The organism is Mitsuaria sp. RG (assembly GCF_028369275.1).
GTDB lineage: Bacteria > Pseudomonadota > Gammaproteobacteria > Pseudomonadales > Pseudomonadaceae > Aquipseudomonas > Aquipseudomonas peradeniyensis.
The window spans coordinates 130,601-143,741 of the sequence record NZ_JAQMYQ010000005.1 but is presented as its reverse complement, the minus strand read 5'-3'; the positions used below and the strand labels follow the sequence as shown (position 1 = coordinate 143,741).

Annotated in this window: 7 protein-coding genes and 3 tRNA genes; 8 read left to right on the top strand and 2 right to left on the bottom strand. The window is 63.7% G+C overall.

The genetic code is table 11. The features are described from left to right. The first annotated feature begins 653 nt into the window (after positions 1 to 653). The 3 genes from POF53_RS05025 to POF53_RS05015 all read left to right on the top strand — a co-directional run bounded on the left by POF53_RS05025 (position 654) and on the right by POF53_RS05015 (position 4,797). Positions 654 to 1,949 carry an OprD family porin gene (locus POF53_RS05025; protein WP_232857158.1) on the top strand — a complete coding sequence of 432 codons (1,296 nt, stop codon included), beginning with the start codon at positions 654 to 656 and terminating at the stop codon, positions 1,947 to 1,949. Positions 1,950 to 2,106: 157 nt separating this feature from the next. After that, complete coding sequence (locus tag POF53_RS05020; RefSeq protein WP_203651240.1) at positions 2,107 to 3,822, top strand: proline--tRNA ligase; 1,716 nt, start codon at positions 2,107 to 2,109, stop codon at positions 3,820 to 3,822. 21 nt (positions 3,823 to 3,843) lie between these two features. Then, the gene (locus tag POF53_RS05015; protein WP_203651239.1) at positions 3,844 to 4,797 is read left to right on the top strand and encodes a hypothetical protein; all 954 of its coding nucleotides are present in this window, start codon (positions 3,844 to 3,846) and stop codon (positions 4,795 to 4,797) included. A gap of 114 nt (positions 4,798 to 4,911) precedes the next feature. Here the strand turns inward: POF53_RS05015 and dinB are convergent, their stop codons facing one another. Then, positions 4,912 to 5,976 carry a DNA polymerase IV gene (gene dinB, locus POF53_RS05010; protein WP_498966616.1) on the bottom strand — a complete coding sequence of 355 codons (1,065 nt, stop codon included), beginning with the start codon at positions 5,974 to 5,976 and terminating at the stop codon, positions 4,912 to 4,914. A gap of 204 nt (positions 5,977 to 6,180) precedes the next feature. Here dinB and POF53_RS05005 point away from each other — a divergent pair. The 5 genes from POF53_RS05005 to POF53_RS04985 all read left to right on the top strand — a co-directional run bounded on the left by POF53_RS05005 (position 6,181) and on the right by POF53_RS04985 (position 10,859). Beyond that, positions 6,181 to 6,257 (top strand) — tRNA-Met (locus POF53_RS05005). A 135-nt stretch (positions 6,258 to 6,392) separates the two neighbouring features. Continuing rightward, positions 6,393 to 6,469: transfer RNA gene (locus POF53_RS05000), tRNA-Met, on the top strand. Between the two features lie 125 nt (positions 6,470 to 6,594). Next, positions 6,595 to 6,671: transfer RNA gene (locus POF53_RS04995), tRNA-Met, on the top strand. Between the two features lie 253 nt (positions 6,672 to 6,924). Further along, positions 6,925 to 9,567, top strand: a complete 2,643-nt coding sequence (gene mprF, locus POF53_RS04990) for a bifunctional lysylphosphatidylglycerol flippase/synthetase MprF (protein WP_232856853.1) — start codon at positions 6,925 to 6,927, stop codon at positions 9,565 to 9,567. Then, positions 9,567 to 10,859: a virulence factor family protein gene (locus POF53_RS04985; protein WP_232856851.1), complete on the top strand. Its 1,293-nt coding sequence runs from the start codon at positions 9,567 to 9,569 to the stop codon at positions 10,857 to 10,859. Before mprF ends, POF53_RS04985 begins: the two co-directional genes overlap by 1 nt. Before the next feature lie 151 nt (positions 10,860 to 11,010). Here POF53_RS04985 and POF53_RS04980 read toward each other — a convergent pair whose 3' ends face one another. Then, complete coding sequence (locus POF53_RS04980) at positions 11,011 to 12,909, bottom strand: potassium transporter Kup (protein ID WP_232856849.1); 1,899 nt, start codon at positions 12,907 to 12,909, stop codon at positions 11,011 to 11,013. Positions 12,910 to 13,141 lie beyond the last annotated feature (232 nt).

Sequence of the window (13,141 nt, the reverse complement as noted above, 5' to 3'; positions counted from 1 at the left end):
TGTGGCACGCGAATGACAACATCAACGCCCCGCTTCGGTAACACTGCGCTACTTTTCGCACCAAAATGATGCCGCTCGTCAGGCCAGCGCCACACATCCTTCACATAAAACAGCCAGGATAAACAATCGACGGTAACACCTTGACTTGGAAGGCAGCTTCACACGCAAACGCAAGGGAGGATCGCACCCCACCGACATACCGGCCGCAGCCCGTGTTTGCGGAGGTTTCCCAGGTCTTTTCGAGGCAAATGTGAAAATTTCATCAAGCGTTCGTGATTTTGAGCACGCTTGTTGCATTCGCTTCACGCCAAGTCGGCACGACCCCTGCATCGCAGGGTGAACGCGACAAATAACAACAGCGGCATCGGATAAACCAGGGAGTTTCACAAGCCGTACTTTGTATTTATACAAATATGACGGTTTCGAGACAGCGCTGGAGTTGTACGCCCTTATATGACAGGCGTGATTTGCGACATGGAGACAACCAACAGCGACATGGCCATAAAGTTACCGAAAGGTTGTTTCTGCCCATATCGCCAAGAATAGTCCGCGTGATATACATTTTCGCCGACATAACAAGAAAGAGCCGGCCCCATAATTAAAATACCCGGGTGCGGCGGTACTCTTCCTAAAAACCAAAGGAGCAAATCACGATGCGCGTGATGAAGTGGAGCATGATCGCCCTGGCCGTAGCGGCAGGGACTTCGCAGCTGGCTGTCGCCTCTTCGCAGGATGAGTCCAAGGGCTTCCTTGAAGACAGCAAACTCAACGTCAAGACCCGGATGCTGTATTTCAGCCGTGACTTCCGCAACAACGACCGGGATGACGAGGGTAACCGTCAGAGCCGCGCCGAAGAGACCGGCCTGGGCTTTGTCGGTACCTACGAATCCGGCTTTACCCAGGGCACTGTGGGCGTAGGCTTCGACGCCGTCGGCATGCTTGGCCTGAAACTGGACAGCGGCAAAGGCCGCGCTGGCACCGGCCTGTTCCCCACCGCTCTCGACGGCCGCTCCCAGGACGACTACTCGAAGGCTGGCGCAGCAGCCAAGTTCCGTATCTCCGACACCGTGCTGAAGGTCGGCGATCAGTTCACCGCCTTGCCGGTGTTTGCTACCGATGACAGCCGCCTGCTGCCCGAAATTGCTCAAGGCGGCCTGATCACCAGCAATGAGATCAAAGGCCTCACCCTGCACGCCGGTCGCTTCACCAGCCTGACCGCTCAAGCAGAAACCAACCGTGACAGTTTCCGCCTCAAGGAAGCCGATGTCCTGGGCGGCACCTACGCCATCACCGATAGCCTGAGCACCAGCGTCTACTACTCGCACGTCGAGGATCACTTCCGTAAATGGTACGGCAACGTCAACTGGGCACTGCCGATCAGCGACAAGCAAGGACTGGTGTTTGACTTCAACATCTATGACACCAAGTCCATTGGCCAGAACCTGACTGGCGCCTGGGTCAAGAAGGCAGACGGCTCCAACAAACTTGACAACATTGCCGCCAGCCTTTCGGCCGCGTACAACATCGGCGCCCACACCTTCACCCTGGCCTTCCAGAAAGTCAGCGGCGACGGCGATTACGCCTATGGCGTAGACGGCGGCGGTACCGTGTTCCTGGCCAACTCCATCGCCCGTTCGGACTTCAACGCCGAAGACGAGAAATCCTGGCAGGCACGCTACGACCTGAACTTTGCCGAGTACGGCATCCCAGGCCTGACCTTCATGACCCGTTACGCCCGCGGTACCGACGCCAAGACCCGCACTACCGATAACGGCTCGGAATGGGAACGCGATATCGACGTTAAATACGTCCTGCAGGAAGGCCCGGCCAAAGACTTGAGCTTCCGCGTACGTCAAGCCACCTACCGCTCCGCAGATGGTGTCTACTACGGCTCCAGCTCGATCGACGAACTGCGCCTGATCGTCGAGTACCCGCTGAGCATCCTGTAAGCCCGCGCTTGCATCGCTCCGCGAATGAAGAAGCCCGGCAATCGCCGGGCTTTTTCTTGGCTGACAGAACCGCGCCAGTGCTGCATTCTGTACGCTTTCGTTTCGCCCCCGTACAATGCGGGGTCATTTCACATTCAGGCAATCGACACGGCCCACCATGCGCACCAGTCAATATTTGCTCGCCACCCAGAAAGAAACCCCGGCCGATGCAGTGGTCATCAGCCACCAGCTCATGCTGCGTGCCGGCATGATCCGCAAACTGGCCTCCGGCCTGTACACCTGGCTGCCGATGGGCCTGCGGGTGATGCGCAAGGTCGAAGCCGTGGTCCGCGAGGAAATGAACGCCGCCGGTGCCCTCGAAGTGCTGATGCCGAGCATCCAGCCGGCCGAACTGTGGCAGGAATCCGGCCGCTGGGAGCAGTACGGCCCCGAGCTGTTGCGCCTGAAAGACCGTCACCAGCGCGACTTCTGCGTCGGCCCGACCCATGAAGAGGTCATCACCGACCTGGCGCGCAACGAGCTGTCCAGCTACAAGCAGCTGCCGCTGAACATGTACCAGATCCAGACCAAGTTCCGTGACGAGATCCGTCCGCGCTTCGGCCTGATGCGCGGCCGCGAGTTCATCATGAAGGACGCCTACTCCTTCCATGCCGACCAGGCTTCCCTGCAGGAAACCTACGACCGCATGCACCTGGCGTACTCCAACATCTTCACCCGCCTGGGCCTGGACTTCCGTCCGGTGCAGGCCGACACCGGCTCCATCGGTGGCAGCTACTCCCATGAATTCCACGTGCTCGCCTCCTCCGGCGAGGACGACGTGATCTTCAGCGACAGCTCCGACTACGCCGCCAACATCGAGAAGGCCGAGGCCATCCCGCGTGAAACCGTGCGCCCGGCCCCGACCGAAGAGCTGCGCCTGGTCGACACCCCGAATGCCAAGACCATCGCCGAACTGGTGGAAAACTTCGGCCTGGCGATCGAGAAGACCGTCAAGACCCTGATCGTGCATGGCGCCGAGGAAGGCAAGCTGGTCGCCCTGATCGTCCGTGGCGACCACGAACTCAACGAGATCAAGGCCGCCAAGCTGGAGCAGGTCGCCGACCCGCTGGTGATGGCGTCCGACGCCGAGCTGCGCGCCGCCATCGGTGCCGGCGCAGGCTCCCTCGGCCCGCTGAACCTGCCGCTGGAGTGCATCATCGACCGCTCGGTCGCCCTGATGAGCGACTTCGGCATCGGCGCCAACATCGACGACAAGCACTACTTCGGTGTGAACTGGGAGCGCGACCTGCCGGTTCCACAAGTTGCCGACCTGCGCAACGTGGTCGAAGGCGACCCGAGCCCGGACGGCCAGGGCACCCTGGTAATCAAGCGCGGCATCGAAGTCGGCCATATCTTCCAGCTCGGCACTAAGTACAGCGAGGCGCTCAAGTGCCAGGTGCTGGGTGAGAACGGCAAGCCTGTCGTGCTGTCCATGGGCTGCTACGGCATCGGCGTGTCCCGCGTGGTCGCTGCCGCCATCGAGCAGAGCTATGACGAAAAAGGCATCATCTGGAACGACGCCCTGGCACCGTTCCAGATCGCTCTGGTACCGCTGCGCTACGAAACCGATGTGGTCCGCGAAGCCACCGACAAGCTGTATGCCGAACTGACCGCCGCCGGCTTCGAAGTGCTGCTGGACGACCGCGACAAGAAGACCAGCCCCGGCATCAAGTTTGCCGACATGGAGCTGATCGGCATCCCGCACCGCATCGTCGTCAGCGACCGCGGCCTGGCCGAAGGCAACCTGGAGTACAAGCACCGCACCGAATCGGAGGCTCAGGCACTGCCGCTCGCGGACGCGCTGTCCTTCCTGCAGGCCCAAATCCGCCGCTGATAACCCGTTACGCGAGTGATCATGTCCAAGCGAAGTACCTACACCCTGGGGGGCGCCGCACTGTGCGGCGCCCTGTTCCTCAGCGGCTGCGCCAACCAGATGTCCCAGCGCAGCGACCATGAGGAGCGCGTCGAGCGCAAGCTGCTCGAGCACAGCCTGCAGATCGACGTCGGCGAGCCGAAGGTGATGGAGCTTCCGCAACGGCGTGTGCGCATCCATGAACTCAAGCGCTTCGAGGTCACCGAGTTCGAGGTGACCCGCCGCTACGACCGCTACACCCCCTACCAACCCTGGCGGGAGATCTACGAGATCCCGCTTGGTGCGGTAGCGGTGGTGGCCGGTATCGGCGCCAACGTGGTCAACGTGTTCGCCCTGGGCAACCTGCCTGACAGCGTCACCCACGACTGGCTCAGCTATGGCGTGGCAGGCGTCAACCCGTTCATGAACGTGCCGTCCAACGGTCGCGCCCAGCAGAACCTGGCCGGTATCGACGAGGTCGAGAAGGGCAAGCGCGAGGAGTCCATCAGCCTGCCGTGGAACGAGCGCCTGGTTGAGGTCAAAGCCGGCAAGATGACCCACGAGCTGACCACCGACAAGAACGGTGTGCTGCGCCTGAACCTGCTCGACAGCCCGTTCTCCGAGCAGAACCTCAACCATATCGGCACCCTGCACCTGCAGGTGGCCGACGAGGAAAACCAGGTGCGCGGCGACGCCAGCCTGCTGGTCAGCGGCAACCTGCGTGGCAAGCTGCTCGAGGCTCACGAGCTGATCTTCGACGATCTCGAGGACGATGATGTCGGCCAGTGGGTGCATCGGGTCAAGCGCCTGTCGGAGCTGGGCCTGGAAGAAGAAGCCAGTGAACTGGAGCAGAGCCTGATCGAGCTGACCCGCAACGATCCGGAACTGCAACAGGAATTCCTGCAGACCCTGACCAAGGCCACCGGGCGCCTGGTAGCCGATCCAGGCGTGCAGTAAACAGAAAAGGGGCTGCTTTGCAGCCCATCGCGGGGCGAGCCCGCTCCTACAGGTCCTGTGTTGGCTTTGTAGGAGCGGGCTTGCCCCGCGATGGGCCGCAAGGCGGCCCCTCTTCTATTTATCGTCGAACAACTCCAACTGCTCATGCGCCCCGCGCAGATCACGCAGCCTCACCCCCACCCCCAGCAACCGCACCGGCTTGCCACCCCGGGCAAACGCCTGGCTGAGCAACTGACGGTAACTCTCCAGATCCCTTCCCGCCCCCGCCTGCTCCATCGTGGTCTGGCTGAAGTCATGGAACTTGACCTTGACGAAGGGCTTGTCGGGCCGATAGCTGCTGTCCATCCGCGCTATCCGCTCGTTCAGGCTGACCAGTAGCTCCGGCAGTTTTTCCAGGCAGCTGTTCAGATCAGGCAAGTCCTGGTCGTAAGTGTTCTCGACACTCACCGACTGCCGCCGGCTGTCGTTCTGTACCGCACGCTCGTCGATCCCCCGCGCCAGCCCCCACAGCCGCTCGCCGAAACTGCCGAACTCGCGAACCAGCGCCAGCCGCGACCAGTCGCGCAGCGACAGGCAGGTGTCGATCCCCAGGCGCGAGAGCTTGTCCGCCGTCACCTTGCCAACCCCGTGCAAGCGCGCCACCGGCAGGTGGGAAACAAACTCTTCCACCTGATCCGGAGTGATGACGAACAGCCCGTTGGGTTTACGCCAGTCACTGGCGATCTTGGCCAGGAACTTGTTCGGCGCCACCCCGGCGGACACCGTGATGTGCAGTTGCTGGGCCACCCGCCGACGAATGTCCTCGGCAATCCGCGTGGCGCTGCCGGCAAACCACTGGCTGTCACTGACATCCAGGTACGCTTCATCCAGGGACAACGGCTCGATCAACTCGGTGTAATCGCGAAAGATCGTGTGGATCTCCCGCGACGCCTCGCGATAGGCCTCGAAGCGCGGCTTGACGATCTCAAGGTCCGGGCACAATTTCATGGCATGTCCGGACGCCATCGCCGAACGCACGCCATAGGCACGCGCTTCATAGTTACAGGTGGCGATCACCCCGCGCTGCCCCGGCTGCCCACCCACCGCCATGGGGCGACCGACCAGGCGCGGGTCGTCACGCATCTCGATGGCGGCGTAGAAACAGTCACAATCAATATGGATGATCTTGCGCAGGGACATGGACGACAGCCACTACTGTAAATTCATACAGATAGTATCCCATGCCCCCACCACTAAACAGTCTGTGCAGGACGATCGGCCTGAAAGCCCCGTCGCGACTGAGGCGCACCCCGATCTGAAGCGCTAAGGGTTTGAACAAAAAAGGTTTTTTTGAACTAAATACTTGACACCACGAAGGAAATCCGTAGAATTCGATCTCACAGGCGCGGGATGGAGCAGCCTGGTAGCTCGTCGGGCTCATAACCCGAAGGTCGTCGGTTCAAATCCGGCTCCCGCAACCAGATTAAAGAAAAGGCCACTGTTTCGACAGTGGCCTTTTTTATTGCCTTTAGATTCTCGATCAGTAAAAACTTTCGAAAAATCAAATAGTAACGCTTGACACTCAGTACGAAATCCGTAGAATTCGATCCCACAGGCGCGGGATGGAGCAGCCTGGTAGCTCGTCGGGCTCATAACCCGAAGGTCGTCGGTTCAAATCCGGCTCCCGCAACCAGATTCAAAAAAAGGCCACTGTTTCGACAGTGGCCTTTTTTATTGCCTGCTGTTCAGCCAAATGGTTACGAAATCATCATAAACACTTGACAACGTACGGTGAATCCGTAGAATGCGCCCCTCTGACGCGGGATGGAGCAGCCTGGTAGCTCGTCGGGCTCATAACCCGAAGGTCGTCGGTTCAAATCCGGCTCCCGCAACCATATTCGTCAGAACAAGCCCCGCCTATCGCAAGATAGTGCGGGGTTTGTTGCATTCCGGCCCCGTAAAAGCCAATTGCCCCTTCCCCGCTACCTGCCTCCCTTGCCGCGCCCCTGCGGCTGAATGAACTATCTTTAACTATCCTGAAACAGATTAAGCCGTCGGCCCGGAGTAATATTCGGATACGTTTTTCCAAAGGGACTTTCACTTGGCCGTACCTTGCCTGCACCTCGCGCTGACCGCACGAGGCACCCCATGACCGCCCCCACTCCCGAAACCCAGGCACCGCTGACGGCGGCCCTGCCCACGGCTGCCCAGCGCCTGCCCTGGCTGGAGCGCCTGAGCAAGTACCGCCAACCACTGGGGCTGGCAGTGACCCTGGTGCTGTTCGCCATGGGCCTGATCGCCTGTCGCCACCTGCTGAGCGAACTGGACATCTATGCCCTTCACGACGCCATGCTCAGCGTCCCGGCCAATGCACTGCTGGGCGCGGTCCTGGCCACCGTGGTCGGTTTCGTGATCCTGCTGGGCTATGAATGGTCGGCCAGTCGCTACGCGGCCGTGCAACTGCCGCCCCGCACCCTGGTGCTGGGCGGCTTCAGCGCCTTCGCCATCGGCAACGCCATTGGCCTGTCGATGCTGTCGGGCGGATCGGTCCGTTATCGCCTCTATGCGCGCCAGGGTCTGGGCGCCGCGGAAGTCGCGCGCATGACCGTATTCGCCAGCCTCTCGCTGGGCTGCGCGCTCCCGCCCCTGGCGGCACTGGCCACGTTGAGCGACCTGTCTGCGGCGGCGACCGCGCTGCGTCTGCCCGCTCCGCTGCTGGGCGGTATCGCGATCGCCGTGCTGGTCGCCGCCGCCGCCTTGGTGATGGGCCTGTATCGCCGGCGCCTGCCTGAACAACCGCTGGCCGACAACCTGATGGTGCAATTCGGCCGACGCACCCTGCGCCTGCCGGGTGCGCGCCTGACCGCGCTGCAACTGCTGATCACCGCGCTGGATGTCGCCGCCGCCGCCACCGTGCTCTACCTGCTGCTGCCAGAAGCGCCGCCGTTCGGCGCCTTCGTGCTGGTCTACCTGCTCGCCCTCGCCGCCGGCGTGCTCAGCCATGTGCCGGGCGGCGTCGGCGTGTTCGAGGCGATCCTGCTGGCAGCCTTCGCTAACCAGCTGGGTGCCGCGCCGCTGGCGGCCGCACTGTTACTGTACCGGCTGATCTATGTGGTCATGCCGCTGCTGGTGGCCTGTGTGCTGCTGCTGGCCAACGAGGCCCGCCGCCTGATGGTCACCCAACAGGCGATCCGCGCCGCCTCTGGGCTGGCCGCGCCGGTGCTGGCGATCCTGGTGTTCCTCTCCGGCGTGGTGCTGCTGTTCTCCGGCGCCACCCCGGAAATCGACAGCCGCCTGGAACACATGGGCTTCCTGATTCCGCACCGCCTGATCGATGCCTCGCACTTCGGCGCCAGCCTGATCGGCGTGCTCTGCCTGCTGCTCGCCCAGGGTCTGCGCCGACGCCTGTCGGCTGCCTGGCTGCTGACCACGGTGCTGCTGCTGGTAGGCGCGGTGCTGTCGCTGCTCAAGGGCTTCGACTGGGAAGAAGCCAGCCTGATGTGCTTCACCGCTGCCCTGCTCGCCCTGTTCCGCCGCTCGTTCTACCGCCCCAGCCGCCTGCTGGAGCTGCCGTTCTCGCCGGTGTACCTGGTGGCCAGCGCCTGCGTGGTCGGCGCCTCGGTGTGGTTGCTGTTGTTCGCCTACCAGGACGTGCCCTATACCCACAAGCTGTGGTGGCAGTTTACCCTCGACGCCGACGCGCCGCGCGGCCTGCGTGCCGCCCTCGGCAGCGCCGTGCTGTTGGTGATCGTTGCCCTGACCTGGCTGCTGCGCACCGCCCGCCCGGTCATCCACCTGCCGACCGAGGACGAGTTGCAACGCGCCAACCGCATCCTGCTGGCCTCCGACCAGCCCGACGGCGGCCTGGCCCTGACCGGTGACAAGGCGCTGCTGTTCCACCCCAACGACAACGCCTTCCTCATGTACGCCCGCCGCGGTCGCAGCCTGGTGGCCTTGTACGACCCGATCGGCCCGGCCCAGGAGCGCGCCGAGATGATCTGGCAGTTCCGCGACCTGTGCGACCTGCACCATGCGCGCCCGGTGTTCTACCAGGTGCGGGCGGAGAACCTGCCGTTCTACATGGACATCGGCCTGACCGCGATCAAGCTCGGCGAAGAGGCCCGGGTCGACCTGCGGCGCTTCGACATCGAAGCCAAGGGCAAGGAGATGAAGGACCTGCGCTACACCTGGAACCGAGGCGGACGCGACGGCCTGAGCCTGGAGATCCATGAACCCGGCCAGGCGCCACTGGCCGAGCTCAAGGAAATCTCCGACGCCTGGCTCGGCGGCAAGAACGTGCGCGAGAAAGGCTTCTCCCTTGGCCGCTTCAGCCCCGAATACCTGCAGCATTTCCGCATCGCGCTGATCCGCTTCCAGGGCCGTCCGGTGGCCTTCGCCAACCTGCTGGAAACCCACAGCAACGAGCTGGCCAGTCTCGACCTGATGCGCGCGCACCCGGAGGCGCCGAAACTGACCATGGAATTCATGATGGTCGGCCTGATCCTGCACTACAAGAGCCATGACTATGGCCGTTTCAGCCTGGGGATGGTCCCCCTCTCCGGGCTGCAGCCGCGCCGTGGCGCCCCCTTGACCCAGCGCCTGGGCTCGATGGTGTTCCAGCGCGGCGAGCAGCTCTACAACTTCCAGGGCCTGCGGCGCTTCAAGGACAAGTTCCAGCCGGACTGGGAACCCCGCTACATGGCCGTGCCGGCCGGGCTCGACCCGCTGGTGGCACTGGCTGACACCGCCGCCCTGATCGCTGGCGGCCTGACTGGATTGGTGAAACGTTGATGATCCGACGCTATTGGCTGTACGTACTGATTCCCCTGCTGCTGGCCGTGCTGGCCGGCGGCGCGGCCTTCTGGCTGTGGACCCGGCCGGCGCCCGAGGCGCGCCTGGAACACCTCACCCTCGACGACGGCAGCGCCCTGACCCGCGCCACCCCCGGCGTGCATGCCAAGGCCCGGGTGGCCATCGGCGTGCCCCAGGACCAGGCCCTGACCGACAAGCAGCTGCTCGACCTGAGCCAGGCCGGCGAGGCCCAGCTGGTGCAGGTGATCCTGCCGCCCGCCGACTGCGCCAAGCAGCAGGCGGCAATGGACCAGGCCCTCACCCGCCTGGCCGACAATCCGACCCTGGTCGCCGGCATCGGCCCGGGCGCAGCCCAGGCCTGGCGCTGGCTGGCCGCGCAGGGCGACGACAAGGCCCGGGCGATCTCGGTGGACTTCACCGTCGAGCAACCCGGCTGCCAGGCCGCCCTGCCCAAGTCCGCCGCCCACGGCCACTGGAACGTGGCCTGGAACGACAACCCGGATGACGCCAGCGCCGCCTTCGTGCGCGACCAGGCCAACGCCGAGACCAGCATCGCCGACTACGACATCCACCTGCCCCAGGTGCTCAAGGCCCAGCTGACCCAGGCCCTGGTCGGCCACGACGGCAACGCCCTGGCGATTCCGGTGGTGGAAGTCCCGGCTGGGCAGACCACCGACACCGTGACCCTGTTCCTTTCCGGCGACGGTGGCTGGCGCGACCTGGACCGCGACGTGGCCGGCGAGATGGCCAAACTCGGCTACCCGGTGGTCGGCATCGACACCCTGCGCTACTACTGGCAGCACAAGACTCCGGAACAGAGCGCCGCCGACCTCTCTGAACTGATGCAGCACTACCGCCAGAAATGGGGCACCAAGCGCTTCGTGCTGACCGGTTACTCGTTCGGTGCCGATGTGCTGCCGGCCATCTACAACCGCCTCTCCGAGGAAGACCAGAAGCGCATCGACGCGGTGATCCTGCTGGCCTTCGCCCGCAGCGGCAGCTTCGAGATCGAGGTGGAAGGCTGGTTGGGCAAGGAAGGTCAGGAGGCGCCGACCGGGCCGGAGATGGCCAGGTTGCCGGCAGCGAAGGTGGTGTGCATCTACGGTGTGGAAGAGACCGACGAAAGCGGCTGCACCGACAAGACCGCCGTAGGCGAGCGCATGAAGCTGCCGGGCGGCCATCACTTCGACGAGAACTACCCGGCGCTGGCCAAGCGCCTGATCGGTGAGATCGAGACCCGCCAGGGAAAGGCCAACGTCGCTGAGAAATGATAGGGAAAGAGGCAAGCCCGCTCCTACAGGCGACCTCGTCCCTCTGTAGGAGCGGCCTTGTGCCGCGAATGGGCTGCAAAGCAGCCCCGGCAATCTTGAACTGGAGCGGTCATACCCCCAAAAAACGCAAGAACCTTGAAAGGGGTGCCCCTCAAATCTCGACCTGCGTCCCCAACTCGATCACCCGATTGAGCGGCAGGTTGAAGAACCGCAGATTGCCGTTGGCGTTCTTCAGCAGGAACGCAAAGAGGTTCCCGCGCCAGCGCGACATGCCCTCGAGGCGCGAGGCGATCACCGTTTCCCGACTGAGGAAGTAGGTGGTGCGCATCGGGCTGAAGTCCAGTTCGTCCAGGTGGCACAGTTTCAGCGCCGCCGGCACGTCCGGCTCGTCCATGAAGCCAAAGTGCAGCAGCACCCGGAAGAACCCGTCGCCATAGGCCTCCACCTCGAACCGCTCCTGCTCCGGCACCCGTGGCCGGTCTTCGCTGACCACCGTCAGCAGCACCACCTGGCTGTGCAACACCTGGTTGTGCAGCATGTTGTGCAGCAGCGCATGGGGCACGGCATCAGGCCGGGCGGTGAGGAACACCGCGGTGCCCTCGACCCGGTGCGGCGGCTGCACGCGGATGCTGCCGATGAACACCGGCAACGGCAATCCGCCCTCGTCGATGCGCTCGACCAGGATCTGCTTGCCGCGCTTCCAGGTGCTCATCAGCACAAACAGCACGATCCCCGCCAACACCGGGAAGGCACCGCCCTGGACGATCTTCGGCACGTTGGCGGCGAAGAACAGCCCGTCGACGAACAGGAAGCCCACCAGCAGCGGTACCGCCAGCACCGGTGGCCACTTCCACAGCAGCAGCATGACCGCCGAGACCAAGATGGTGGTCATCAGCATGGTACCGGTCACCGCCACGCCATAGGCTGCGGCCAGGGCGCCGGACGACTCGAAGCCGATCACCAGCAGCACCACGCCAACCATCAGCGCCCAGTTCACCGCACCGATGTAGATCTGCCCCTGCTCGTCGCTGGAGGTGTGCTGGATCTGCATACGCGGCACGTAGCCCAGCTGGATGGCCTGGCGGGTCAGGGAGAAGGCCCCCGAGATCACCGCCTGGGAAGCAATCACCGTGGCCATGGTGGCCAGCCCGACCAGCGGCAGCAGCGCCCAACTCGGCGCCAGCAAGTAGAACGGATTGCGCGCCGCCTCCGGGTTTTGCAGCAGTATCGCCCCCTGGCCAAAGTAGTTGAGCACCAGCGCTGGCAGCACCAGGGCGAACCAGGCGCGGGCGATCGGCTTGCGGCCGAAGTGGCCCATATCGGCGTACAGGGCCTCGGCGCCGGTCAGCGCCAGCACCACGGCACCGAGAATGGCCACGCCCATGCCCGGATGAACGATGAAGAAATTCAGCGCCCAGCCCGGGTTGAAGGCCTTGAGTACTTCCGGGCTCTGCGAGATGCCGTGTACCCCCAGCGCCCCCAGCACCACGAACCAGGTGACCATGATCGGGCCGAACAGCTTGCCGATCTTCTCGGTACCGTGCTTCTGCACCAGGAAAAGCGCCACCAGCACCACAAGCGAGATCGGCACCACCCAGTGGTCGATGCCCTCGAAGGCCAGGCCCATGCCCTCCACCGCCGATAGCACCGACACCGCCGGGGTGATCATGCTGTCGCCGTAGAACAGCGAGGCGCCGACCAGGCCGCAGCCGACCATCAGCATGCGCAACCGCGGATACTGCGCCGTGGCCCGCCGCGCCAGCGCGGTCAGGGCCATGGTGCCGCCCTCGCCCTGGTTGTCGGCGCGCAGGATGAACATCACGTACTTGAACGACACCACCCACAGCAGCGACCAGAGGATCAACGACAGGATGCCCAGCACCCCGTCATGGTTGACCTGTACGCCATAACCACCGGTAAAGACCTCTTTGAGGGTGTACAGCGGGCTGGTGCCGATATCGCCATAGACCACCCCCACGGCGGCCACCAACAGGCCCAGCGGCCGTGCCGCGCCCTGCCCGCCTTCGGCGTGACTGCTTGCCTGAACCATCGACCACTCCCGCAGACGGCCATCTAGACCGGTTGAATTCCTACCCGCGCCGGGCCATCCCGGAAGCCCCGGCGCAACGGCGCGAAGCATAGCGCAGCGTTCGTCGTATTTCTGCTGGTAAAGCGACCTTGCGCTCGCTAGAATTGCGCACTTTTTGATCAGAGGCGCCAAAAAGCGCCCATCAAGATCGCCCGCGATTCCAGCCGGGCGACCTGTATTCAATACCGAGGTT

Coding starts and splice junctions, on each gene's coding strand:
- POF53_RS05020 (WP_203651240.1), top strand. CDS start 2,107: ATGCGCACCAGTCAATATTTGCTCGCCACCCAGAAAGAAACCCCGGCC.
- POF53_RS05015 (WP_203651239.1), top strand. CDS start 3,844: ATGTCCAAGCGAAGTACCTACACCCTGGGGGGCGCCGCACTGTGCGGC.
- POF53_RS04985 (WP_232856851.1), top strand. CDS start 9,567: ATGATCCGACGCTATTGGCTGTACGTACTGATTCCCCTGCTGCTGGCC.
- POF53_RS05025 (WP_232857158.1), top strand. CDS start 654: ATGCGCGTGATGAAGTGGAGCATGATCGCCCTGGCCGTAGCGGCAGGG.
- POF53_RS04980 (WP_232856849.1), bottom strand. CDS start 12,909: ATGGTTCAGGCAAGCAGTCACGCCGAAGGCGGGCAGGGCGCGGCACGG.
- mprF (WP_232856853.1), top strand. CDS start 6,925: ATGACCGCCCCCACTCCCGAAACCCAGGCACCGCTGACGGCGGCCCTG.
- dinB (WP_498966616.1), bottom strand. CDS start 5,976: ATGTCCCTGCGCAAGATCATCCATATTGATTGTGACTGTTTCTACGCC.